Source organism: Halothiobacillus sp. (assembly GCF_028710545.1).
Lineage (GTDB): Bacteria > Pseudomonadota > Gammaproteobacteria > Halothiobacillales > Halothiobacillaceae > Halothiobacillus.
Genome location: NZ_JAQTTX010000012.1, coordinates 24,480 through 48,904, shown reverse-complemented (window position 1 = coordinate 48,904; position 24,425 = coordinate 24,480). Strand labels below are relative to the sequence as shown.

Below are 24,425 nucleotides of genomic sequence, written 5' to 3'. Positions count from 1 at the left end.
CCCATCATCGGGAAGCGGAAAAAGACACACCACCGAGCTGACTTGATATCAGGTCACGTCCGTGCGGACAATCAACACCACTGCTTCTGCCGCGATACCCTCACCCCGACCGGTAAAGCCCAAGCGCTCTGTCGTGGTGGCCTTGATGTTCAGCGCACCGACATCCATCTGCAGAAGATCGGCCAATCGCGTCCGCATTGCCGGGATATGGGCACTCATTCGAGGCGCCTCGGCAATGATCGTCAAGTCGGCATTGCCGATACGCCATTGGTGTGACCTCAAAAGCGCATGTACACGGGTCAGCAGACGTGTGCTGTCAATCCCGAGGTACGCGGGATCCGTATCGGGGAAATGCTGGCCGATATCCCCCAAACCCGCCGCACCCAGTAGCGCATCGCAAAGCGCGTGAATCAACACATCACCGTCGGAATGGGCCTTGAAAGCCCGATCGAACGGGATACGCACCCCGCCGATCATCAGGTGGTCGCCCGCCTTGAACGCGTGCACATCAAACCCGTGCCCGACCCGCCAAGGCACGGACTGGAATGACGACGGTTGTTGCTCGCTCATAACTGCTCCGATCTGTTTATTCTGGAGTTGCCGTATCGCCAACCAAGGCCGACTGGAAGGCGGACTGGGCCTGCAAAATCAATCTAGCCAACGGCAAATCATCGGGATGCGTGATCTTGAGGTTATCGGCATGTCCTTTCACCAACAATGGTTTCATGCCGACATGTTCCATCGCCGAGGATTCGTCCGTGAGGATCACACCATCCTGATGAGCGCGATCCATTGCCGCAGCCAAAGGCCCCAGCCTGAATGCCTGGGGTGTGAGTGCATGAAACACGCCGTCTCGCGGCACGGTCATCGAAACACAGTTCCGCTCATCCGCCTGTTTCAGGGTATCCCGCACGGGTACCGCCAGTAAACCACCCGCATCAGAACCACGTACTGCTTCGAGCAGCTTGTAAACATCGGCGGGTCGAACACAGGGACGCGCGGCATCATGCACCAAGACCCAACTTTGCCGGTCAACCGCCTGTTTGCCGGAAAGATAGTTCAATGCGGCCAGCACGCTATCTGAACGGGTGGCACCGCCTTGGGTGAAGTGGAGCGGGAACGCCGAAAAAGAAGCCAGAAGCTTCGGCGTCAGTTCATCACCTGCTGCCAGTGCCAGTACAGCCCCTTTGATTCCGGGCAGGCCGATGAAACGAGACAGGGTGACTTCAACCAGAGTCCGCCGATCAATTCTCAAATGCTGTTTGGGTTGATCGGCGCCCATACGCCGCCCAGCACCGGCGGCAGGCAGCACCAACCACCAATCATCGATGCTCGAATCATTCGGGGATAAAGACGACGAAATCAAAGAAACTTGAGCCCAAAAATCAGTGTGCGCTGGTCACGGGATTGACCGCTGTTGCAGCCGCACCCTGTCCCGATCCGGCTGATGACGCCGATGGATTGGGTTCAGGGTTCCCCGACATGGTTTGCGGTGCAGTCAGCGTATTGGGGGTGATCTGCTCGGTTTGAGCATCTTCAATGACCTGGTAGAAGGTCTCATTCGGCCCGATCATCCCCAAATCCAGACGAGCAAGTGCCTCAACGGTGCCCAAACCCGTCTTGAGATCATCCACCTCAGCAAGTAACCGTCGATTACGTTCGGTCAATGCCTCTTGTGTTTGCAGCATGTCCGCCAATCGGGCCTGCTTGTGCCAAAGCTCGGGTAGCGAAGACTCACCAAACCAGAGCCGCCACTGAAGGCTGCCAAGAATGATCAGCAAACCTATCAGCAAAGATTGGCGGATGGCTCGATTCATATCGACAATTCGTGGTCGAATGATCTTATGCGCGACGGAATACGGCAACGCCCGGGAATGTGGCGCGTGATCCCAATGCTTCTTCGATCCGCAGAAGCTGGTTGTACTTGGCCATACGATCGGAACGGGACATGGAGCCGGTCTTGATCTGACCGGCATTGGTCGCCACGGCAAGATCGGCGATGGTGGTGTCTTCCGTTTCACCCGAACGATGCGATACCACGTTGGTATACCCGTTTTCCTCGGCCAGGCGCATGGTATCGAGGGTTTCAGTCAAGGTGCCGATCTGGTTGACCTTGATCAGAATCGAATTACCGATGTGCTTGTCGATACCTTCGCGCAGGATCTTGGCGTTGGTGACGAAGATGTCATCACCCACGAGCTGGACCTTGCTCTTCAAACGCTCGGTCAGCAGCGCCCAGCCGTCCCAGTCTTGTTCGGCCATACCGTCTTCGACGGAGAGGATGGGATATTTGCCGACCCAGTCCGCCAGCAGGTCAACCATTTCGGCTGAAGTGTAGGCGCGGCCTTCTGCCGTAAGATGGTACTTGCCATCTTTATAAAATTCGGAGCTGGCAGCATCGAGCCCGATGAAGACATCTTTGCCCGGCACAAAACCGGCCAATTCGATGGCTTCGATGATGATCTGGATTGCCGCTTCGTTCGAAGGCAGATCAGGTGCAAAACCGCCCTCATCGCCTACCGCCGTGTTCAAACCACGGTCGTGGAGCACTTTTTTCAGCGTGTGGAACACTTCGGTGCCATAGCGCAGCGCTTCGCTGAAGCTGGGTGCGCCCGCAGGGATAATCATGAATTCCTGCATATCCACCGAGTTGTCGGCGTGCGCGCCACCGTTGATGATATTCATCATCGGCACCGGCAGGGTGACACCTTTGCCTTTGCCCAGGTATTCAAACAGTGGCTTGCCCGCCGCCGCCGCCGCACCCGCATGCGCTGCGGCCAAAGAAACCGCCAGAATAGCATTTGCGCCTAAACGGGATTTGTTCTCGGTGCCGTCGAGCTTGATCATCGCCGCATCAATCGCGGCCAGATCGTTCACATCCATGCCCTTGATCGCAGTGGCAATTTCACCATTGACATTGGCCACCGCGCGGGTAACGCCTTTACCGCCGAAACGGGATTTATCGCCGTCGCGCAGTTCGATGGCTTCACGTGTACCTGTCGATGCGCCCGAGGGAACAATGGCTCGTCCCACGAAGCCGCCTGTCACGTGGACTTCGGCCTCAACCGTGGGATTGCCGCGGGAATCGATTACTTGTCGGGCACGCAGGCCTTCGATGACTGTCATGTGGTCTCTCCAGATTAGTTCAGTATTCAAGTATGTTTTGGCTGCATGACACCTTGGCGACATGCAGCGGGAAATGGGGTTTACCGCGCCATCAACGCCTGTTCGGGGAAACCGGCACCCTTAACCAGACGGTCGATCTCCACCAGGGTATGCAATAGATCGGCCATTTGATCGAGCGGCCAGGCATTCGGCCCATCGGACAAGGCCTTGGCCGGATCAGGATGCGTTTCCATAAACAATCCCGCCACGCCTGCGGCAACGGCGGCCCGCGCCAATACCGGCACAAATTCCCGCTGGCCGCCCGAACTGGCACCTTGCCCGCCCGGTAATTGCACCGAATGGGTCGCGTCGAACACGACCGGCGCACCGGTTTGGCGCATCACGGCAAGACTGCGCATATCGGAAACCAGATTGTTGTAGCCGAAACTGGCACCGCGCTCACAGACCATGATCTGGTCATTGCCCACTGCACGCGCCTTATCCACCACGTTGCCCATATCCCAGGGCGCAAGGAACTGCCCTTTCTTGATATTCACCGGCTTACCTTGACGGGCGACGTTCTGGATGAAGTTGGTTTGTCGGCACAGGAATGCGGGTGTCTGCAGAATATCGACAACGGCGGCCACTTCATCGAGCGGCGTATCTTCGTGCACGTCAGTCAACACCGGCACACCGATGACCGATTTGACGCGCTCCAGTATCGCCAAGCCATGCTCCAGACCCGGACCACGGAAACTCGCACCGGAAGAGCGGTTGGCCTTGTCGAACGAGCTTTTGTAGATGAACGGGATGTTCAATTGCTGGGCAATTTCCTTGAGCCTTCCTGCCGTTTCCTGCGCCAGGGTTTCCGACTCGATCACACAGGGGCCGGCGATCAGAAACAAAGGTTGATCCAATCCCACCTTAAAATTCAACAGATTCATTCGGCAACTTCCTCATCGGCACCACCGGCACGCTGCGCTAATGCGGCCTGGATGAATGCGGTGAACAGGGGATGACCGTCGCGCGGGGTTGAATTGAATTCCGGGTGGAACTGGCTGGCAATAAAGAACGGGTGCTCAGGCAATTCGATGGTTTCAACCAGATGGTTCTCGGCAGAGAAGCCGGAGAAGACCATACCGGCCTCTTCGAGCGTTTTCTGGTATCCGTTATTGAATTCGAAACGGTGGCGGTGACGCTCGCTGATTTCCGTCTTGCCGTAGGCCAAGGCCGCGCGGCTGCCCGGGGTCAACTCGCAACGCTGTGCCCCGAGACGCATTGTGCCGCCAAGATCGGTTTTTTCGTCGCGCAGAATCAACTCACCGTTCTCATCCCGCCACTCGGTGATCAACGCGATCACGGGATGGGGGGTGTCCTTGCGGAACTCGGTCGAGTGCGCATCAACCAGGCCCGCGACATGACGGGCATACTCGATCACGGCCACCTGCATACCGAGGCAGATACCCAGATACGGCTTGCGGGATTCCCGAGCGAAGCGGACGGCCGCAATCTTGCCTTCGACACCGCGCTCGCCAAAACCGCCCGGAACGAGAATCGCATCCATCATCTCAAGCACGGTTGTCGGCTCGCGCTCAAAACGCTCTGAATCGAAGTAGTGGATATTCACCCGCGTGCGGGTTTGAATACCGGCATGCAGCAAGGCTTCGTTCAGGCTCTTGTACGCATCCAGCAGATCGACATATTTACCGACCATCGCAATATCCACGATGCGGTCGGGCTTGGTTTGCGCCTCGACGACACGATCCCATTCGGTCAGATCGGCAGAACCGGTCTGGATGTGCAATTTGCGCAGGACGATTTCGTCAAGTTTTTGCGCGTGCAGCAAGCGCGGTACGCGGTAGATCGTGTCGGCATCCACCGAAGAGATCACGGCATCGAAATCGACATTGGTGAACAGCGCAATCTTGCGACGCTCATCGTCCGGCAGGCTCACTTCCGAACGGCACAAAAGAATGTCGGGCTGGATACCGATGGAACGCAATTCCTTGACGGAGTGTTGCGTCGGCTTGGTCTTCACTTCGCCTGCGGTGCGAATATAGGGCACCAGCGTCAGGTGCATGTAGATTGCCCGCTCGCGGCCCAACTCCACCCCCATCTGCCGGATCGCCTCAAGGAAAGGCAACGATTCGATGTCACCCACCGTGCCACCGATTTCAATCAGCGCCACGTCATAGCCCTTGCTGCCTTCCAATACGCGTCGCTTGATCTCATCTGTGATGTGCGGGATAACCTGCACGGTGCCACCGAGATAATCGCCGCGCCGTTCTCGCCGGATCACCGACTCGTACACACGGCCGGTGGTGAAATTATTGCGCTTGCCGACCGGACTGCGCACGAAGCGCTCGTAATGCCCCAGATCCAGATCGGTTTCCGCGCCATCCTCCGTGACAAAAACCTCGCCATGCTGGAAAGGACTCATCGTACCGGGATCGACATTGATATAAGGATCGAGCTTGAGCAATGTAACGCGCAGCCCGCGAGACTCAAGCAGGGCGCCCAGGGAGGCTGCCGCGATGCCCTTACCCAGAGAAGAGACGACGCCACCGGTAACGAACACAAATTTGGTCATAGAAGAACCATCAGTAATGAATGCCTAAAACGAAAAAGCCAACCAGAAATTCATGCAAAGCGGCGAGCCCAATGCGCGCAAAAAGGAATCGGCGGCAAAATTAACCAGGACGGCAAAGTTGATGGACTGGCATCATAAGACATTCGGCCCTCAAGAACAATTTGCACCACCCGCAAAACCGGGAGCCTGTCGGACTTGAGGCTGACTATTCATCTACCTATTTCCAACGGGAAGATTCTTAAATTTATTTATGTCTACATATTTTTTATACTATGGTTTTGATTAGACTGACTCATTGGTTCATCGGGAAGACCTGATCCGCATGAAATTCAGGCAGAAGGCAACAGCTCGGCACCCTGTGGCAGCACAGGGCGATGAGTGAAGTTGACTCACAATCATCGGTTTATGGCATATATAATTAACTGGAAAAATCATTAGGTGACTACTATTATGCTTAAAGAACACGCAACGATGTCGGACGAACAGATTGCTCGCCTGCTTTTCGATACGTCTCGCATGTGGCGCTCCCAACTCAATACCGTACTGGCGGAATACGATCTCACGGCATCAGCATGGTCCGTCATTCGCGTGTTGCGTGATGAAGGTCAGGGTCGAACCCAGAAAGAACTGGCCAGCGCGCTGGCAATTGAAGGGCCGACACTGGTCAAACTGCTCGACAGCCTGGAGCGTCTGAACTGGATCGAGCGCCGTGTTGCGCCGACCGATCGCCGCGCGAAAACGATCTGGCTGATTGATTCGGCACTGCCGCAAATCAAGGAAGCCGACATGAAACTCGGCATGGTGCGGCACAGCATTGTAGATGTGCTTGATCAAGGAGAACGGGAAGACTACATCCGTCTGATGAGCAAACTGAAACATAACCTGGAGCAGATGTGTCATGAATCAAACAGCGAAGGAGACGAAATCTGAGGCCCCCTTAAACACGCCTCCCGAGCCTTCTGCTGCTCCTTCGGATGACTTTAACAAAGCATCTGAAACTCAACGACACAGCGCCCCCACTCCCAAGTCGAAAGCCTCTCGGCACCGCCTGTTCCTGATTCTGTTTTTCCTGCTCCTGGCCACCTGGCTGGGATTGGGTTATCTGCGCTACAACCAACAATTCATTTCGACCGAAGATGCGTTCATCAACGGCAACCAGACGCAAATCGGGCCCGAAGTATCCGGTCTGCTTCAGACTACGCCATGGCAAAATAATAAAGACGTAAAAAAAGGCGACGTGCTGTTCACGCTCGACCCCACGCCCTATCAACTCGCGGTGGATGCGGCAAAGGCCGGCTTAAGTGCGGCAAAGCGCGAGCAGCAAACCGCCGACGCAGCGATCATCACGGCTCAGGCCGAGCTCCTGCGACAGGAAGCAGCCGCCCAGCAGGCTCGTGATCATTTGTATCGGTTGACGAACATCAAGAACAAGCAATTCGTGTCCGAACAGGCGCTTTCTGATGCCCAATCCGCTCTGGCAGTAGCCAAAGCCGCCGTTGAACAGGCTCGTGCGCAACTGGATCAAACCAAGGCCAGCGCAGGCGCCAGCGGCTCGGAGAATGATCGAATCAAGGCGGCCAAGGCCCAGTTGTCGCAGGCGGAGTACAACCTGAGCCAAACTGTCGTGCGCGCGCCCATGTCCGGCCGACTCGCCAATTACTCGATCGAACCGGGCCAACCCGTCAGCGCCCATCAAACCGTCTGCTCGATCGTGGCCACAACCGGCCTGTGGGTAGACGCCAACGTCAAGGAAACGGAACTGGGAGAAATCCGTGTGGGGCAACCGGCACAGATCGAGTCCGATATCTATCCGGGACATGTATTCAAAGGACACGTGCTTTCGATCGCGGCAGGGGCAGGCAATGCCTTCTCGCTGCTTCCACCGCAAAACGCAACCGGCAATTGGGTCAAGGTCACCCAGCGCGTGCCGGTTCGCATCGTACTGGACGACACCGATACGCAGCACCATCTGCCCATCGGCACCAGCACGACGACCCGCATCGAACTGACAAAAAATCCTGAAAGTTTCGTGCAGTCACTGCTTGGCGTTATCGGGCTCAGTGGACTCGTGACGCCATCCAAAGCGAACCCGCACTAGAGCCGAACAGATCAGCCCCAGCCATGAGCAAATCCCCCCCTCTATTCGATGCAAGCAAACTGACCGCCTTCGAGCGCGTGATGATCACGCTCGCCGTGATGGCGGCCACCGTCATGCAAGTGCTCGATACGACCATCGCTTCGGTTGCCCTGCCCTATATGGCCGGTGATCTGGGGGCTTCGCCCGATCAGATTTCCTGGGTACTGACCAGCTACCTGGTGGCATCCGCGATCATCATGCCGCTCACCGGCTATTTCACGGACAAATTCGGCCAACGGGAATACCTGATGCTCAGTATCGGGCTGTTCGTGCTGTCTTCGGCTTTGTGCGGCCTGTCTGCCAACCTGCCGCAGATTGTCGGTTTCCGCCTGCTGCAGGGTGTGGCCGGTGCGGCACTGGTCCCGCTATCTCAAGCCATCATGGTGCAGGTGTTCCCGCCGGATCAACGGGGCAAGGCCATGGCGATCTGGGGTATCGGGGTGATGGTCGGCCCTATCCTCGGCCCGACCATCGGCGGTTGGATCACCGAGACCATCAACTGGCGCTGGACGTTCTACATCAACCTGCCCGTCGGCCTGCTGGCGTTGTTCGTCGTCGGCCGATTTGTGCCGCGAATCCCGCGCAAGACCGGGCGGACGATGGACTGGTGGGGCTTCGCCCTCCTAGGGTTGTCGATTGGCGGTCTGCAATACGTGCTGGATCGGGGCAATGAGGACAACTGGTTTTCCTCCTCGATCATTGTCACGGCCGCCATTATTTCGGTCGTCGCATTGGTTTTCTTCATCTGGCTGAGCTTTGTGCCCAACCGCAAACCCGTTTTTTCGCTTGAGATATTCCGGGATCGAAACTTTACCCTGGCCAATGGCGTGATGCTGCTGATGGGGCTTGGCATGTTCGGGGCGATTTTCGTGCAACCTTTGATGCTGGAGCAGGAAATGGGCTATCCGGTGATGACGACCGGCATGGCGTTGGCGCCGCGCGGGATTGCCAGCATGGTGGCAATGATGATCGTGGGGCGCATTATCGGTAAAGTCGATATCCGCCTGATCATCATTACCGGCATCGCCCTGAGCCTTGCGGGCAGCTGGGGCATGATGCAATACAACCTCGACATCAACACGTGGGAGATTGTCTGGCCACTGCTGTTTCAGGGGGCGGGCATCGGTATGATTTTCGTGCCGTTATCCACGGCGGCATTTTCCACGCTCGCACCTCATTTTGCCGCCGAGGCAGCCGGGATTTACAGCCTGGTGCGAACTGTTGGCTCTTCCATCGGCATTTCGCTGGTCGCCACCTTGGTCAGCCGCCACGCTCAGGTTGCCTGGAATCAGCTGGGTGGCGGCATCACGATCGAAAACCCGCTCGTCTGGCAGTATCTCGCCCCACTGCACCTGAACCCACAATCCCCCCAAGGCGCGGCCATTCTGGCCAACGTATTGAGCCAACAATCCAATATGCTGTCCTATCACGATGCGTTTGTGCTGATTTTTGCCAGCTTCCTGTTCATGATCCCCGTCGCCTTCGCGCTCAAATCCGGGCAGAAAAAGAATGTGACGCCATCTATCGCAGCCGAGTAATTCACCGCCCGCTCAAACGAGACGGGCCGCTATCTGTCGCCTGAATTGGTTATACTCCTGATTCTGAATCAGTTCGAGAATGCTATGCCGCGCAAGTTTTTCCGCAAATGGGCCCCGAGCAAGGAGGCCGTATTGGCTCCGGCTTTCATGCGCCCTTTTGCCAAGTGGCTGGCGCACCCGAATTTATGGCATCTGAACCGGCGTTCGGTATCCGGCGGCGTGGCCGTAGGCCTGTTCATCGCTTTTCTGCCCACACCGTTCCAGATGCTGCTGGCCGCCATCGTCGCCGTCTTTTTCCGGGTGAATGTTGCGTTGGCCGTTGCCATGCCGTTGCTATCCAACCCGTTTACCATGGTGCCGATTCTCTGGGGTGCCTATATCATCGGATCCTGGCTCACGGGCTGCACGGTGACTGTGCCGACGACGGGCATCACTTTTGAATGGGTCATGATGCAACTGCATGTCATCTGGCTGCCACTGCTGACCGGCCTGCTCGTGCTCGCGTCCCTGAGCGCGGTCATCAGTTTTTTCACCATTCAGTTTTTATGGCGGCTGAATGTCATCCTCCACAAACGGCGCAAACAGAAACTGCGCGCACGTGGCCCCGGCCAGCCGCCGCTTTAGCCCATCAAGACTAACAAATTCGACTCCCACGCCCCCGGCTCACAATAATCCTGGCTCACCAAACTCATGGCTCAAAAAATAATCGAACATCCCGTTTTCGCGCAACTGCGCACCCTGATGGCTGAGCGCATCCTGATTCTCGACGGTGCCATGGGCACCATGATCCAGAAACGCAAACTCGCCGAGGCCGATTACCGCGGTGAACGGTTCGCAGAGTGGCCGGTCGATCTCAAGGGCAACAACGACCTGCTTGTGCTGACCAAACCGGATGTCATCGCCGATATTCACACAGCCTATCTGGATGCCGGCGCAGATATCATCGAAACCAACACGTTCAACGCCACCCGCATCTCGATGACCGATTACCAGATGCAGGAGCTGGCTTACGAGATCAACGTTGCGGCAGCCCGCCTCGCGCGCGAATGCGCGGATGCCAAAAGCCGTGAAACCCCCGAAAAACCACGCTTTGTCGCGGGTATTCTCGGCCCGACAAGCCGTACCGGTTCGATTTCACCCGACGTCAACGACCCCGGCTACCGCAATGTCACCTTCGAAGAACTCGCCACCGCCTACCGCGAATCGGCCGAAGGCTTGATCGAGGGCGGTGTCGATATTCTGATGATCGAAACCATTTTCGACACACTCAATGCCAAGGCGGCCGTGTTCGCACTGGAACAATTGTTTGCCGATCGCGGTCAACGCTGGCCGGTGATGATTTCCGGCACCATTACCGATGCCTCTGGGCGCACGCTCTCCGGCCAGACGACCGAAGCGTTCTACAACAGCCTGCGCCACGCACAGCCCTTATCCATCGGCCTGAACTGCGCCCTCGGCCCCGATTTGCTGCGCCAGTACGTCGCAGAACTCTCCCGCGTGAGCGAATTCCCCGTATCGGTTCACCCGAATGCTGGGCTGCCGAACGAACTGGGCGAATACGACCTTCAAGCCGACCCGATGTCGCAGCAAATCGGCGAATGGGCACGCTCTGGGATCATCAACATCGTCGGTGGCTGTTGCGGCACCACGCCGGAACACATCGCCCACATGGCCAAACAGGTCGCCCCCTACCCGCCGCGCGTACCGCCCACGCCCGAGCCTGCCTGCCGACTGTCGGGCTTAGAGCCGTTCAATATCACGCCCGAATCGCTGTTCGTGAATGTGGGCGAACGGACCAACGTCACCGGTTCCGCCCGCTTCCGCCGTCTGATCAAGGAGGGCGATTTCGCCACCGCGCTCGATGTGGCCCGCCAGCAGGTTGAAGCCGGGGCGCAGGTCATCGATATCAACATGGACGAAGGCTTGATTGACGGCGAAGCGGCGATGGAGCGCTTTTTGAAGCTGATCGCCTCGGAACCCGACATTTCCCGCGTGCCGATCATGATCGACAGCTCGAAATTCCATGTCATCGAAAAAGGTTTGCAATGGGTACAGGGCAAGCCGATCGTCAATTCGATCTCGATGAAGGAAGGCGAGGAAATTTTCCTCGAACACGCGCGCCTAGTGCGGCGCTACGGAGCCGCTGCGGTGGTGATGGCGTTCGACGAACAAGGCCAGGCCGATACCGTACAACGCCGCATCGAGATCTGCTCGCGCGCCTACAAGCTGCTCACCGAAGAAGTCGGCTTCCCTGCCGAAGACATCATCTTCGACCCGAATATTTTCGCGATTGCCACTGGCATTGAGGAACACAACAACTACGCGGTCGACTTTATCGAGGGTACCCGCTGGATCAAACAAAACCTGCCCCAAGCGCTGGTTTCCGGTGGCGTATCGAATGTCTCGTTCTCCTTCCGCGGCAACGAACCGGTGCGCGAGGCGATTCACAGCGTGTTTCTCAACCATGCCGTCGCCGCTGGCATGGACATGGGAATTGTCAACGCGGGCCAGCTGGTCGTCGTGGATGACATCCCCGCCGAACTGCGCGAAGCGGTTGAAGACATTGTGCTCAACCGTCGCCCGGATGCGACCGACCGAATGCTGGAAATTGCCGAAAAATATCGCGGCAGCGGCACGGGCGAAACCAAATCCGGCGCGGATCTCGCCTGGCGCGAACTGCCCGTCAACGAGCGGCTGGCGCACTCGCTCGTCAAGGGTATCGACCAATTCGTGATCGAGGATACCGAAGAAGCCCGGCTGGCTGCCGAACGCCCGCTGCATGTCATCGAAGGCCCGCTGATGGATGGAATGAACATCGTTGGCGACCTGTTTGGCGCCGGCAAGATGTTCCTGCCGCAGGTCGTCAAATCGGCCCGCGTGATGAAAAAGGCCGTCGCGCACCTCTTACCCTTCATGGAAGCGGAAGCCGCCGCCAGGGGCTGCGCGGCGCAATCAGCCGGGAGAATCCTGATGGCGACCGTCAAGGGCGACGTCCATGACATCGGCAAGAACATCGTTGGCGTTGTGTTGCAGTGCAATGGGTTCGAGATTGTCGATTTAGGCGTGATGGTACCCACCCAAAAAATCCTCGATACCGCCATTGCGGAAAAATGCGACATCATCGGCTTGTCGGGCCTGATCACGCCGTCACTGGACGAAATGGTGACCGTGGCCAGCGAAATGCAGCGCCAGGGCTTTACGATTCCCTTGATGATCGGCGGTGCAACCACGTCCAAATTGCACACCGCCCTGAAAATTGCCCCTGCCTACAATCAACCCGTCGTGCATGTGCTGGATGCCTCGCGCGCGGTGGGGGTAGCCGCCAGCTTGCTTGGCGACAACAAGGCCGCTTACGCAGCGGAAATCGCCAGCGAGTACGCGGCGCTCGTCGCCCGCCGCAAGGCCAATCAGGAAGAAGCCAAACGCGCTACACTGGCCGAAGCGCGGGCCAATAAACAGGTCATGGATTATTCGAACTACACCCCCGTGGCACCGAAAAAACCGGGCATCACGGTATTCGAAGATTACCCGCTCGAAGACATCCTGCCCTTCATCGACTGGACGCCGTTTTTCCAGAGCTGGCAACTGTTCGGCAAATATCCGGCGATTCTCGACGATGAAAAAGTCGGTGTTGAAGCACGCAAACTGTTTGACGACGCGCAAGCCATGCTCAAGACCATGGTCGAAGAGAAATGGGTGAAGGCCAGTGGTGTGATTGGCTTTTGGCCCGCTGCCAGCATCGACGACGATATTCGCGTGTTTACCGACGAAAAACGCCAATCCGTCCTGACGACACTGCACCACATCCGCCAGCAGATGCCACGTACCGGCGGCAAGCCGAACCAGTGTCTGGCCGATTTCATCGCCCCCACCGGCAAGAAAATAAAGGACTGGATCGGCGGCTTTGCTGTCACCACGGGGCACGGTATCGAACCGCATATCGAACGCTTCGAAAAAGCAATGGATGATTACCACGCCATTTTGCTCAAATCACTGGCCGACCGTTTGGCCGAAGCCTTCGCCGAGCACCTGCATTACCGCGTGCGCACCGAATTCTGGGGCTATGCCCCCGACGAGCCCATGAATAACGAAGCCCTGATTGCCGAGCAGTATCAGGGCATCCGCCCGGCCCCCGGCTACCCCGCCTGCCCGGATCACACCGAAAAAGGCACGCTTTGGTCCTTGCTCGAACCGGATACCCGCGCGGGGATCTCGCTGACTGAGAACTTCGCGATGTATCCAGGCGCCGCCGTTTCGGGCTGGTACTTCGCCCACCCCGACGCCCGCTATTTCGGCACGGGGAAAATCGGCCGGGATCAAACCCACGATTACGCCGGGCGCAAGGGCTGGTCCGAGAAGGAAGCCGAACGCTGGCTGGCGCCCATTCTGGGTTATGAACCGGAATGAGGCGGCAGCAAGGGTCAAAGGCGAAGCCCGAGAGCGTAGCAATCGAGTGTTTTTTGGGTGTACCATCGACGACCATCGATTTGAAAGGCATTTTACCGGGACGGATGCTCTGAAAAACTTCGAACAACCATTGAATGAACGGATTCGTGCCTGCCTGCGGCTCGAATACCTGTTCGATCGCTTTGAACTGCACTTGGCGGACGAATCTGCCGAGGGTTCGTTGTGTGCGATCCTGATCCTGATCGAAGCCACCGACGTGCTCGGCCGCATCGATGTCAAACGCGAACTCATCAAGGAACTGGAACGCCAACAGGCCAAGCTGCTGCACGTGGCGCACACGCCGCAGGTCAACGCTGAAATTCTCAATCAGTTGCTGGACCAGCAGGCGCAATTGCTCGACCAACTGCTCCGCATGAGCACCCAGCCGGGCACCCACCTCAAAAAACACGAACTCCTCAATGCCATTCGTCAACGGGCTTCCATTCCCGGCGCCTTGTGCGCCTTCGATCTGGCCGCACTACACCACTGGCTGGCTCAGCCCTACTCGGAGCGACGGGAAGATTTTGTCGAGTGGTTGGAACCCCTGGCAACAATTCGACGCGCGAATGAGCTGGTGATAGATCTCATCAGGAAAAGTGTTGCCCCTGAGCCCAGAACAGCAGAAGACGGCTTTTTCCAGCTGAATCTGGATTTGGGCACGCCCTATCAACTTGTACGCGTCCTACTGGATGACAACAGCAATGTCTATCCGGAAATCAGCGCCAGCAAGCATCGGGTCATCGTCCGCTTCATGCGGCTGGATCGCCGGACCGGGCACCCTTATCAGGTCAATCACGATGTCGCTTTCGAATTGGCCCTCTGTCAGTTATAAAGCATCACGGTACCGATTCAACGAACAAGATCCAACGAAAGAATCTCATCCCGAAATATAATCAGAAATATAACCAGACAAACCATCCATGAGCCCATCGCCCTTTATCCCGATCGAACACGAAACCTTCAGCCTGCACCGCAATCCGACCCCCGTTACTTGCCTGGTTCTGCGAGAAACCCATTTGCTGAAGCTCACGAGGGCATTCAAGGACACGTTCGGCGGGCAAGGCATCTTCAGCAAACCGGAACCGATACTGATTGATCTCTCCGGTATCGAGAACAGCGGCAAATGGGTCGATTTCCCGGCGCTGATCAGCCTGCTCCGCAACTACCAGCTCGAACCGATTGCCGTGTTGGGCGGTAATGCAAAACAACGCGAACAGGCGACACAGGCCCGACTACCGCACATCGAAGGTCGCCCTGCCCCGGAACCCAAAGCAGCGCCCCCCGTTGAAACACCCAAAGAACCCGCCCCCCCTGAATCGGAGCCACCAAAGCCCGCTGCCAAGGAGGTGCCCGCGCCTGAAGCAGAACATCCGGCCCATGCACTGAACACGCCCACCGTGATTCGTCACCCCGTGCGCTCGGGCGCCGAGATCTATGCAAAACAGGCCGACCTGATCATCATCAACATGGTCAGTGCGGGCGCCCGTGTGGTTGCCGATGGCTCGATCTATGTTCATGGCGCACTCAAGGGCACGGCGGCGGCCGGTGTCAATGGCATGCCCCAGGCGCGGATTTTCTGTGAAATCTTCGAACCGGAAATCATTGCCATCAACGGTATTTACCTGGACGGCGAGCAACTGGCGAAGCATCCGGCCTGGGGCAAGCGGGTATTGATCGAATTGGACCAAAAAGGGCAACTGGACATTCGCGTTTTCCCCTGAGAGGCCCCTGCACAACTGCAAATTCTCTTGAGGCGCCGGCTGCGATTCGGCAAATCCCCCCCTTTTTTCAAAGGGGGCTAATCAAAGCTTTTTTAACGCGTGAGCCACCTCCTCTAAAAAAAAGGAAGAATCAACCTCCTCTTTTTGTACAAGCGCGCCGCCCCATTTGTAAAAGGGGGAATGAGGTGGATTTAAAGAAGCTTTGATCCGGGGCAAACCAACGCGGCAGCCCCTTCATTTCATTATGAACGAATCCGGTTGCCCAAAAAATTAGTTAAGTCTAAACTACAAGTTAGTCCAAACTAAAATACTGCGCACCATGCCCACTCCCGCTCCACTTCCCCGCTCGTCCAAACGCACGCGCATCCTGTTTCTGGGGCCCGCCTTTGTAGCGGCAATCGGTTATATCGATCCAGGCAATTACGCCACCAATATCCAGGCTGGCGCCGATTACGGCTATCTGTTGTTGTGGGTCGTGGTCTGGGCCAACCTGATGGCGGCACTCATCCAGATGCTTTCGGCAAAGCTGGGGCTGGCGACCGGCGAATCGCTGGCCTCCCAACTGGGCAAGCGTTTGCCGCGCTGGGCGGTTTACCCGTACTGGATTCAGGCAGAAATTCTGGCCATGGCGACTGATATTGCAGAATTTGTCGGCGCGGCGCTTGGTTTCAAGCTTTTGTTTGGCTTCACCCTTATGGAAGGTGCGATCATCACCGCCATCATCAGCTGGGCCGTGTTGAGTCTTGAAACGCGTAATCTCAAAACACTGCAGATTGTGATCGGTGGGATGCTGCTTTCCGTAGCGCTGATCTATGTCGTCGAATTGCTGTTCAGCCACCCCCATCCCGCTTCCGTACTGGAAGGTGCCTTGATTCCCGGTTTCGACGGCAGAGACAGTGTATTTCTGGCCGCCGGTATCCTGGGCGCGACCGTCATGCCACATGTCATCTATCTGCACTCGGCGTTGAGCAAGGCGGATCTGGTGAAATACGGCAAGCTGCACCGCAAGACCATGTTCCGCAGCACCAAATGGGATGTCGCCATCGCCATGACGATTGCCGGATTCGTGAATCTATCCATGCTCGCCATGGCCGCCGCCGTGTTTTACGGCAATCCATCGGCTGAATCGGGCAGTATCGAAAATGCCTATGTGACATTGAGCCCGTTGCTGGGTGAAATCGCCGCGCAGATTTTCGGCGCCAGTCTGTTGATTGCGGGTCTGGCCTCCACGATTGTCGGAACGCTTGCCGGGCAGGAGATCATGAATGGTTTTGTGCGTTTTCGAATTCCGCTCTGGCTGCGGCGCGCCATTACCATGACGCCGTCATTCATCATCATCGCCTTGGGTCTGAATGTCACCGAAGTGCTGGTGTACAGCCAGGTCGTACTCTCATTCGGTATCGCGCTGGCACTGATTCCGCTGGTGCTGTTTACCAGCGATCGAAAATTGATGCGTGGTTACGTCAACCCGACCTGGGTCCGATGGCTCGGATGGCTCACCGTGGTGGTGGTGGTCAGTCTGAACGGCTATTTATTGGCCACCAGTTAGTTTGCTCAACGCGACTCTGCACTCATAAGGGCCGCTCAAGCGGCTCGTAGAAATAATACCCTTGCGAGTCGTCGATACCGATCTCGCAAACCTGACGATAAATAGCGTCGTTGGACACGAACTCCGCCACCGTCCGAATACCCATTTCATGCGCAAAATCGCAGATGTGCTGCACAATAATTTGCGAATTGCGATCATGCGGCAATGTCCTGATCAGGCTGCCATCGATCTTCAGGATATCCATGTTCAATTTGATCAGATGATCGAAGTTCGAATAGCCGGAACCGAAGTCGTCGATAGCAAACAGGCATCCTTTTGCCTTAAACCGTTGAATAAAGGCACTGACGACCTCGTAGTTGTTCACACCTTCGCTTTCCAGAATCTCGAACACGAGCAGATGCCCCATGCCGGTTTCCGTTAACCGTTGTGCGAGGTAATCCGACAATTCCTGATTCATCAAATCTTCGGTCGAAAGATTGATGCTGACCGGAACCGTGCTTTCCTTGAATACCTCCAGCACCTTGTCGATCATCACTCGGGTCAATTGGCTATAGAGTTTGGTTTTCTTCGCAACATCCAGAAACTGGTAGGGGGTTATGACCATACCATCCGAATCGATCATCCGGATCAGCGCCTCGTACTTTGTTACCGCTTGCGTCTTGTTATCCACGATGGGTTGGAAGTACGGCACGATCCGGGACGTTTCGATGGCATCTTTGATTCGCTTGTACCAGGCAATATTGTTTTCCTGCTGCTTCGTCGAATCCAAACCATTAAACAGGCCGATGCTCTGATGATCCAATTTGGCCTGCTTGATCGCAGCCGACGCATGAGCCAGCCCACCATCAGCCGCGTGGGCCACACCCACCGTGATGGTCAGCACGATCTCCACACCCGCCACCTTGAATGCTGAATTGGACGTTGCGGCGATCAAATCGACAAAGAAGAGCCTGACTTCGGATAGCAATTCGGAAGCTTTGAAATACAGCGCAAATTCATCACCCCCCATCCTGTACAGTTGAATATCGTCCCGGCCTTGGGCACGCGCTTTCAACCACAATCCATACTCTTTCAGGAGCGCATCACCGATAGCGACCCCGTACACGGCGTTAATGTCACTGAAACGATCAATATTGATCAAACCGATCAAACCACCCGAGCTGGTATTCAGTTGATCGATAAATGCCACTCGATTCGGCAAACCGGTATCTGCGTCGGTCGTCAGATGATGTTGCAATTGTTCGCGATGCTCAAATGCCCGGATAGCGAAGCCGATATCGCCCGCCAGCTCCTCCAACATCGCTATTTCCTTAAGTTCAAAACCCGATGCACGCAGGGCGTACACAACCAGCACGCCCAGCGGATCATCCTGAACATTTGATACAAGAGGCAATGCAATCAGTGAACCCGATGACTTTTGTGCTGCCAGCAACTGCCAAGGTGCAAGTTGCAAACCCGGGTCCGAAGCATCAAGCGATATCTGCTCAACCACGACGGCGCGCTTTGTCATAAACGCTTGGATAAACGGATTTCCCGCATCGATCTCGGCGCCATCGGTCATCAAACGCCCGAGACATAATGGATTATCGTCATTAATCGAGCAGGCACGCACAATCAATTGTGCCTGTTCCGCCCGCAAGATCATGCACACACTATAGCCGGAATGACGTGCGAGGCGACTCACACTTTGGTCCATTAATTCTCGGACATTTTTAGACGTAATCAGCAATTGATTAATATCAGCCACTGTCCGTAATACGCCATCGAGGTAGGTTGTCTGCGCCAGCGACCGCTTCAGTTCATATTGCTTTTGGTTTAGAGCGCTGAATGTCTCGTTTAATGTTCGGTTCAGCTCATTCAGCTCGTCAATAAAATAGGAATCAGCTGGTGATCTTCCTTCCCGCGCATGATTAATAATCCGCGAAAATGGCGCCGTAATCACTCTATCTGCAACAATATAAACAGCTATGGCAATCAGGCCCAAAACTATAAATAGACCAAATCCATAAAAGAATGCGACCTGATTCATGCGATCAAAGACATATTTACTGTCTAGCGTAATCAGCAATACAATCTGTTTCCGATCCGCGTTATTTTCGTAAAAATTTATTATTTCACGATAATCAACATGCCCTTTGACGATACCCTGCGCCATATCGGTCATGGGTAAATAATTTTTCTCCAGCAACCGGCCAACCAAAGATCGCGATGAAGAAGCGCTGATATGCTCGCCATCAACTGAAACAGAAATAACCAACAACGATTGATTGATTGCCACAGCGCGGTCGAGAACACTCTGTATCTGCGAGACGGGTTTATCGCCAAGTGTATGGCGGAGTTCACTTTCGATATAAAATAAATTCTGATTCAGATCATCAGCCAATGATTGCAACATCAAATTGCGTTCAACAATAAAAAAACTGGCAGCCAGGGCAGTAATCACAATCCCGATACCGACAGCCGCCAATGAAGTAAATCGATTAATTTTCATGGATTATCATCACGGGATTCTTTCATCAACACGCACTCCTTGTCTCTTAAGATGTCTGAGCATTTCGGGATCGACCTGTTGATTTAGCCAGACGATGTCGTGGGTTGACGTCATGAACTGATCGAATGTTTGTCCTTCCAGGTAGCCTTTAACGGTTTCGTAGAAAATTTTGGGATCCGAATGGAACACCGCCAAAGCGCGATCGAAAATCTCTTTGAGTTTTACGAAATCCGCTCTGTGTTCAGCGTATACCTGTCGATTGACGAACAAGCCATCCACAACGATAAACGATTTAAGCGAACGCGAAGATGCGATGGTTTGAAAACCATGCTGATGCAGTTGTGTCAAATAGGGCGAATAAGAAAGCAGGAGCATGGGCTCCGCGTCCGGCTTTAATAACAACAGCATTTCCTGAGAACGGTTGATCAATTCAAAAGCATGATCCTTCAGGCCGTTTTCATTGATGAACGCATGGAACATATCCCGCTGCAGTGAGCCTCGCTCCAGATAAACCTTAATCGGCTTTGATTCGGCTTGCAGTGCAGCGAGCGACCGGTTGGAAAGGATGGCATCGGCACCATTGGAACGATCGATTAAAAAAGCAGCTTCCAACGCGTCGGGATGGGGAAAGTGAAGCAACTCATATTGCGTGGCGGTGAAACCCTGCACAAAACCATTCTCGTAAAGTCGTCGATTTTCGGACAACTCGACAAGCCACAAAAAACGAAACGGTGTATTTTTTAACCAGCCTTTTTCCTGTGCGTAGATAAAAGGGGTAAAACCCACCCAAGGATTTGAAGATATTCGAATCTCGGTCTGATCGAGATTCGAGACATAACGATAGCCGAGCGCACTCGCAGCTATGATCAATAACCCCAGCAGCGCAATGTAGGTTTTACGCATCACACATCCTTGAGGGCATTTGCTCTGGCCACTAACCGACTGCTGCGCTAATGTGCCGCTAATTCATTAAGTCGTTTTGCAAGATCGGTCGGCGTGCAAACAGGGGTGAGTGCTGTGATGTTCCCGGATTTTAACTGAATCCAATTCAGGCAACCCGTATTCGGCTCGAGGGTTGCGGGCACTTGATTGGCCTCACGGATCAAGGCGACTGAATAAGCACGCTCCTTTAATTTGGGTAGCGCAAACATCTTGCTGATCATCCACGGCATGCGGTGAATGTCGGAAAGGTAGACCAGATGTTGGGCATCCATTTGCTTTTGACCAAACTTCGCCATCAAGGGATCGGCCCATTCATCGACTTTCTTCGCGTTTGCAAAAACAATCACCGACGCTTCGCCCGGCAACTGGACGGGGACATCCTGCTGATTGGTTAATTTCAGGCTGGGAAAGGACTGCCCAACCACTTGAGCTTCAGACTGAGCAGTAGCCACCATCGAATCCGCCCTTGCCGACGCACCTAAAAAAGTGACGCCACTCATAGCGATCAAACCAACCAACACATAACGCATTTGAATCCCCTTACTGTTGTGTTTCATCCCACTCTTCAATCAAAGCGTATCGTAAAACGCCTTGGCACCACCTTTCATGAACCAATAATCGTGCAAGCCTTGTTCTTTGAGGTAGTACTGCAACCATTGAACCTGGTGGCCGGTGGCGTCGATAAAGAACATCGCGCGGTTCTCCCTCTTGGCCCGGTCCACCCAATCGGTGAGTCGAGCGTTATCCAAAGGCACATGCACATCACGCATTTGGAACAAGGAAACGCCCGCTCGCTGGCCGGCGTCACGAATATCCAGCACAATCGCATTCGGATCACCCATGACGCGTTCATAAAAATCGCGCGGACTCAAAAGATGCGCGGCAAAATCAGCCTTCGAAATCAACTGGCTGGCCGACTGCATTTTCTTGCCGAGCAGATCGGTCTTACCCGGATTGGCTTCTGCCCAATGGAAAATCCCGGCATCATAAACGAGTACCTGCTTCACACCCGACTGCATGGCGCGCACGGCAGCCTTGTAGGATTTTTCGCATGTCGTGCCGTTACAGTAGAAGACTAGGGGCTTTTTCGTCTTTTCCGCCAATGCCTTCACGCTCTGATCGAAACCCGGGGAAGACAAAGGCACCGATTCGGCGCCTTCGATGTGGAGTGTCTGATACTCGTATTCCGAGCGTGCATCGATGATCGTGTAATTTTTGAAGTGCGCCAATAAATCTGCCGTGGAAATGGGCTTCACGCCCACCGTTTCATATTGCGCCCGCAGGGGGAATTTCATCTCATCAGCCGATGCCACCGCCATCCCGGCCGTCGCACCACCCAGCAGCAGGGCACAGACAAGCCCCAAACCCGTTCGACCAACAAACATAATCAACTCCTTGATAAATAATACGAAAATACAGGCATAAGAGCCAAGAGGGTAACGAAATCTTCGCCTATGGTCACTCATGACCGCTCATCATGCTCAGGCACATATCCCCATTTCGGCAGTGCATCTGATACATTGCGACCTCATTCTTGTTCAGTTTTCAGGATCGCGCAAATGTTCCGAAGCCCCATCGACCGCATTCTCCCCGTTTTTCTGCGTCTCATGGTCGCTCTGTTACTGGGGGGCGCCCTTGCCGCCTGCAGTGCGAAAGCCCCAGACCACCCGTTCCTGCCCTGGGATATCCAGGTCTTCCCGGACGGTACCAGCGCGGTATTCGGTGTGCATCTGGGCAAGGATTCCCTGCTCGAATTCAAACGGGTATACGACCAGAAAGCGGAACTGGCCATCTTTGTGGACCCGGATAAGAAAGCCTCGCTGGAAGCGTATTTCGGCACGATGAATCTGGGCGCCTTGACGGCCAAGGTCGCCATCGTAGCCAAAACCGATCCCAAGGAACTGAATCAATGGGTCGCCGCCAATCACGCCAAGCCGGACCCGACACCCAGCGGTGCCTGGAAGTACCCGATGACCGACGAACACATTCGCAAGGCCCAGTATTTCCCGATCGAGTCGATTACCTACCAGCCGGCCGCAGAATACACGACCGGCCTGATCGATCGCCATTTTGGCAAGCCAGAGGAAATCCGGCACACCAAGGACAAGACACAGTACTGGCTCTACCCGAGCAAAGGCCTGCTGATCACCATCAACAGCGATGGCAAGGATCTGTTCCAGTACATTTCGCCCAAGGATTTCAACATTCTGGCATCCACCATTCCGCCAGACGCCACCCCGGAGCAGCCCGCCAGCAAATAACCGGCAGGTTCACTCCTCTGCCGTGGTGTAATCGCCGTGCTCGCGCGTGGCGAGGAACCGCACATCCTTCCAGCGTTCCTGCGCCATTTGCAGGTTGACGCGCGTGGGGGCGATATAGACCAGGTCCCCCGCGTGGTCGAGTGCGAGATTCGCTTCGTTCTTGGCCTTGAATTCTTCCAGCCGCTTGGGATCGTCACACTCGATCCAGCGTGCCGTGGTCACGTTCACCTGTTCGAACTGGCAATCGACGGAATACTCGGTTTTCAGCCGCTCCGACACCACTTCGAACTGCAATACACCCACTGCACCCAAAATCAAATCGTTGTTGATCAACGGCTTGTAGAGCTGGGTAGCGCCTTCTTCGCACAACTGGCTCAAGCCCTTGAGCAATTGCTTGGATTTGAGCGGGTCACGCAGTCGCGCCCGACGGAACAGTTCCGGCGCAAAGTTCGGAATGCCGGTGAAGGCCAGACGCTCGCCTTCGGTGAAGGTATCGCCAATACGAATCGTGCCGTGGTTGTGAATACCGATGATGTCCCCCGGATAGGCTTCTTCCAGGCGTTCACGGTCGGATGACATGAACGTCAGTGCATCGGGGATTTTGATCTCGCGGTTCAGCCGGACATGCTTGACCTTCATGCCCCGGGTGAACTTGCCCGAGCAGACACGGAAAAAGGCGATTCGGTCACGGTGCTGCGGATCCATATTCGCCTGAATCTTGAACACGAAACCGGAAAACTTTTCCTCGGTCGGCAACACGTCACGGGCCGTACTGGGACGCGGTAGCGGGCCGGGCGCGGCCTCAACAAACCCATCGAGCAGCTCCTGCACGCCGAAGTTATTCATGGCTGAACCGAAATAGACCGGCGACAACTCACCGCGCAGATACGCTTCGTGGTCGTAGGTATCGGCCGCGCCCTGCACCAGTTCGATTTCCATGCGCAATTCATCGGCCTGATCGCCCAGCAGGTCGTCCAGTTCGGGATTATTCAACCCCTTGATTTCGGTTTTGGACTGCGCGCGGGTCGGCAGAGATGGGCCGTAGAGAATCACCCGGTCTTCATACAGGTGATAAACCCCCTTAAAGCGCTTACCCATGCCGATCGGCCAGGTGATGGGCGCACAACGAATCTTCAGAATAGATTCGATTTCATCCAGCAGTTCCAAGGGTTCCTTGCCCTCGCGATCCATCTTATTGATGAACGAAATGATCGGCGTATCGCGCAGGCGGCAGACTTCCATCAGCTTGATGGTTCGCGCCTCGACGCCCTTGGCCACATCGATCACCATCAGTGCCGAATCCACCGCCGTGAGCACACGATAGGTATCTTCCGAGAAGTCTTCGTGACCGGGTGTATCGAGCAGGTTGACGATGTAATCCTTGTACGGAAACTGCATTACGGAGCTGCTGACCGAAATCCCCCGTTCCTTCTCCATGGCCATCCAGTCGGAAGTCGCATGACGGGTGGATTTACGCCCCTTGACCGTACCGGCCATCTGAATGGCGCCGCCAAACAGGAGCAACTTCTCGGTGATCGTCGTTTTACCGGCATCGGGGTGAGAAATAATCGCAAAGGTGCGCCGACGCATGGTTTCGGCAGCAAAATCAAGAGCAGTCATAAAAATACATCCGCTAGCGGAACAA

General features: G+C 55.5%; 20 protein-coding genes. 9 read left to right on the top strand and 11 right to left on the bottom strand.

The genetic code is table 11. The features are described from left to right. Nucleotides 1-48: 48 nt before the first annotated feature. The 6 genes from ispF to PHD44_RS03805 form a co-directional block, all read right to left on the bottom strand. A complete protein-coding gene (gene ispF / locus PHD44_RS03830; RefSeq protein ID WP_300188221.1) occupies nt 49-570 on the bottom strand; it encodes a 2-C-methyl-D-erythritol 2,4-cyclodiphosphate synthase in 522 nt (173 codons plus the stop codon). A 16-nt stretch (nt 571-586) separates the two neighbouring features. Continuing rightward, complete coding sequence (gene ispD, locus PHD44_RS03825) at nt 587-1,312, bottom strand: 2-C-methyl-D-erythritol 4-phosphate cytidylyltransferase (RefSeq protein WP_300188219.1); 726 nt, start codon at nt 1,310-1,312, stop codon at nt 587-589. 73 nt (nt 1,313-1,385) lie between these two features. Continuing rightward, a complete protein-coding gene (locus tag PHD44_RS03820) occupies nt 1,386-1,817 on the bottom strand; it encodes a septum formation initiator family protein (protein ID WP_300188217.1) in 432 nt (143 codons plus the stop codon). A gap of 25 nt (nt 1,818-1,842) precedes the next feature. Continuing rightward, nucleotides 1,843-3,126, bottom strand: a complete 1,284-nt coding sequence (gene eno / locus PHD44_RS03815; protein ID WP_300188215.1) for a phosphopyruvate hydratase — start codon at nt 3,124-3,126, stop codon at nt 1,843-1,845. Nucleotides 3,127-3,206: 80 nt separating this feature from the next. Beyond that, the gene (gene kdsA, locus PHD44_RS03810; protein ID WP_300188213.1) at nt 3,207-4,049 is read right to left on the bottom strand and encodes a 3-deoxy-8-phosphooctulonate synthase; all 843 of its coding nucleotides are present in this window, start codon (nt 4,047-4,049) and stop codon (nt 3,207-3,209) included. After that, the gene (locus PHD44_RS03805) at nt 4,046-5,695 is read right to left on the bottom strand and encodes a CTP synthase (protein ID WP_300188211.1); all 1,650 of its coding nucleotides are present in this window, start codon (nt 5,693-5,695) and stop codon (nt 4,046-4,048) included. Before PHD44_RS03805 ends, kdsA begins: the two co-directional genes overlap by 4 nt. Nucleotides 5,696-6,145: 450 nt before the next feature. Here PHD44_RS03805 and PHD44_RS03800 point away from each other — a divergent pair, with 450 nt between their 5' ends. The 8 genes from PHD44_RS03800 (at nt 6,146) to PHD44_RS03765 (ending at nt 17,086) form a co-directional block, all read left to right on the top strand. Beyond that, nucleotides 6,146-6,625 (top strand): MarR family transcriptional regulator, encoded by a 480-nt coding sequence (locus PHD44_RS03800; RefSeq protein ID WP_300188209.1) that lies wholly within the window; start codon nt 6,146-6,148, stop codon nt 6,623-6,625. Further along, a complete protein-coding gene (locus PHD44_RS03795; RefSeq protein ID WP_300188208.1) occupies nt 6,594-7,793 on the top strand; it encodes an HlyD family secretion protein in 1,200 nt (399 codons plus the stop codon). Before PHD44_RS03800 ends, PHD44_RS03795 begins: the two co-directional genes overlap by 32 nt. A gap of 23 nt (nt 7,794-7,816) precedes the next feature. After that, the gene (locus tag PHD44_RS03790; protein WP_300188206.1) at nt 7,817-9,370 is read left to right on the top strand and encodes a DHA2 family efflux MFS transporter permease subunit; all 1,554 of its coding nucleotides are present in this window, start codon (nt 7,817-7,819) and stop codon (nt 9,368-9,370) included. Nucleotides 9,371-9,502: 132 nt separating this feature from the next. Beyond that, a complete protein-coding gene (locus PHD44_RS03785) occupies nt 9,503-9,994 on the top strand; it encodes a DUF2062 domain-containing protein (RefSeq protein WP_300188204.1) in 492 nt (163 codons plus the stop codon). A 66-nt stretch (nt 9,995-10,060) separates the two neighbouring features. Beyond that, entirely contained in the window at nt 10,061-13,777 is a 3,717-nt protein-coding gene (metH, locus tag PHD44_RS03780) for a methionine synthase (RefSeq protein WP_300188202.1), read from the top strand. 130 nt (nt 13,778-13,907) lie between these two features. Next, on the top strand, nt 13,908-14,648 hold the full coding sequence (zapD, locus tag PHD44_RS03775) for a cell division protein ZapD (protein ID WP_300188200.1): 741 nt from the start codon (nt 13,908-13,910) through the stop codon (nt 14,646-14,648). Between the two features lie 88 nt (nt 14,649-14,736). Beyond that, nucleotides 14,737-15,537 carry a septum site-determining protein MinC gene (gene minC, locus PHD44_RS03770; RefSeq protein WP_300188198.1) on the top strand — a complete coding sequence of 267 codons (801 nt, stop codon included), beginning with the start codon at nt 14,737-14,739 and terminating at the stop codon, nt 15,535-15,537. Between the two features lie 319 nt (nt 15,538-15,856). After that, nucleotides 15,857-17,086, top strand: a complete 1,230-nt coding sequence (locus PHD44_RS03765) for an Nramp family divalent metal transporter (protein ID WP_300188196.1) — start codon at nt 15,857-15,859, stop codon at nt 17,084-17,086. A gap of 22 nt (nt 17,087-17,108) precedes the next feature. Here PHD44_RS03765 and PHD44_RS03760 read toward each other — a convergent pair whose 3' ends face one another. From PHD44_RS03760 to PHD44_RS03745, 4 genes are read right to left on the bottom strand one after another with little or no spacing between them, the layout of a single operon-like run. Then, complete coding sequence (locus tag PHD44_RS03760; protein ID WP_300188194.1) at nt 17,109-19,577, bottom strand: EAL domain-containing protein; 2,469 nt, start codon at nt 19,575-19,577, stop codon at nt 17,109-17,111. Between the two features lie 9 nt (nt 19,578-19,586). Further along, the gene (locus PHD44_RS03755; protein WP_300188192.1) at nt 19,587-20,480 is read right to left on the bottom strand and encodes a hypothetical protein; all 894 of its coding nucleotides are present in this window, start codon (nt 20,478-20,480) and stop codon (nt 19,587-19,589) included. Between the two features lie 47 nt (nt 20,481-20,527). Then, entirely contained in the window at nt 20,528-21,049 is a 522-nt protein-coding gene (locus PHD44_RS03750; protein ID WP_300188190.1) for a hypothetical protein, read from the bottom strand. 39 nt (nt 21,050-21,088) lie between these two features. Then, a complete protein-coding gene (locus PHD44_RS03745) occupies nt 21,089-21,904 on the bottom strand; it encodes a rhodanese-like domain-containing protein (RefSeq protein ID WP_300188188.1) in 816 nt (271 codons plus the stop codon). A gap of 174 nt (nt 21,905-22,078) precedes the next feature. Between PHD44_RS03745 and PHD44_RS03740 the strand changes: the two genes are divergently transcribed. Beyond that, complete coding sequence (locus PHD44_RS03740; protein WP_300188186.1) at nt 22,079-22,780, top strand: hypothetical protein; 702 nt, start codon at nt 22,079-22,081, stop codon at nt 22,778-22,780. Between the two features lie 9 nt (nt 22,781-22,789). On the opposite strand, the gene PHD44_RS03735 is transcribed toward PHD44_RS03740, so the two are convergent. Continuing rightward, nucleotides 22,790-24,400 carry a peptide chain release factor 3 gene (locus PHD44_RS03735; RefSeq protein WP_300188184.1) on the bottom strand — a complete coding sequence of 537 codons (1,611 nt, stop codon included), beginning with the start codon at nt 24,398-24,400 and terminating at the stop codon, nt 22,790-22,792. Between the last annotated feature and the right edge of the window lie 25 nt (nt 24,401-24,425).